The 1,456-nt window shown below is 53.4% G+C and carries 1 protein-coding gene; it reads left to right on the forward strand.

The genetic code is table 11. The features are described from left to right. Window positions 1-23 precede the first annotated feature (23 nt). Window positions 24-1,456 (forward strand): sulfoacetaldehyde acetyltransferase (gene xsc, locus RYZ26_RS19810; RefSeq protein ID WP_317684991.1); only part of this gene is annotated, 1,433 nt, incomplete at its 3' end.

Consider the following 1,456-nt stretch of genomic DNA (forward strand, 5'->3'; position numbering starts at 1 on the left):
TTTCACACAGGAGACCACACGTCATGGTTAAAATGACAACAGAAGAAGCGTTTATTAAAGTATTGCAGATGCACGGTATCGAGCATGGTTTCGGTATTATCGGTTCTGCCATGATGCCGATTTCCGATTTGTTCCCGGAAGCGGGGATCAAGTTCTGGGATTGCGCACATGAAGTGAACGCCGGCATCATCTGTGATGGCTACACACGTGCCACAGGCAAGATGGCCATGGCGATTGCACAAAACGGCCCCGGCATCACAGGGTTCGTAACCCCTGTTAAAACAGCTTATTGGAACCACACACCTATGCTGGTTGTGACCCCACAGGCGGCCAACAAAACAATCGGTCAGGGCGGTTTCCAGGAAGTTGAACAGATGCGTATGTTTGCAGATTGCGTGTGCTATCAGGAAGAAGTTCGTGATGCATCCCGTATCCCGGAAGTTCTGAACCGCGTGATTGAAAAAGCCATCCGTGGCTCAGCCCCTGCTCAAATCAACGTACCACGTGATTTCTGGACGCAGGTGATCGATGTTGAACTGCCACAGATCGTTCGTCTGGAACGTCCATCCGGTGGTACACAGGCTGTTGCAGAGGCTGCAAAGATCCTGTCTGAAGCCAAATTCCCTGTCATCCTGAACGGTGCCGGTGTTGTCATCGGTGGCGCGATTGAAGCGTCCAAAGCTCTGGCAGAACGTCTGGATGCGCCTGTTGCCTGTGGTTACCAGCATAATGATGCCTTCCCGGGTTCTCACCCGCTGTCTGTTGGTCCATTGGGCTATAACGGCTCTAAAGCGGCGATGGAACTGATTGCGAAAGCCGACGTTGTTCTGGCATTGGGTACCCGCTTGAACCCATTCTCCACACTGCCGGGTTACGGCATTGATTACTGGCCGACCGAAGCCAAGATCATTCAGGTCGATATCAACTCTGATCGTATTGGCCTGACCAAGAAGGTCACCGTTGGTATTCAGGGGGATGCGAAACTGGTTGCGGAACAAATTCTGGACCAACTGACAGACGATGCAGGTAACGCCGGTCGTGACGATCGTAAAGCGCTGATCCACCAGACCAAATCTGCATGGGCACAAGAACTGTCCAGCCTGGACCACGAAGAAGACGATCCAGGCACTGTCTGGAACGAAGAAGCACGCAAGCGTGACGCAGACCTGATGAGCCCACGTCAAGCGTGGCGTGCGATCCAGGCTGGTATGCCGGAAGATGTGATCATTTCTTCTGACATCGGGAATAACTGCGCCATCGGTAACGCGTACCCAACGTTTGAGAAAGGCCGTAAGTACCTGGCACCGGGCCTATTTGGTCCTTGTGGCTACGGTTTCCCGGCGATCCTGGGTGCGAAAATTGGTCAGCCTGACACGCCAGTAATCGGCTTTGCCGGTGACGGTGCCTTCGGGATTTCCATGAACGAAATGGGATCTTGCGGTCGTGGCGATTGGCC

The organism is Terasakiella sediminum, from assembly GCF_033100395.1.
In the GTDB taxonomy this organism is placed as follows: domain Bacteria; phylum Pseudomonadota; class Alphaproteobacteria; order Rhodospirillales; family Terasakiellaceae; genus Terasakiella.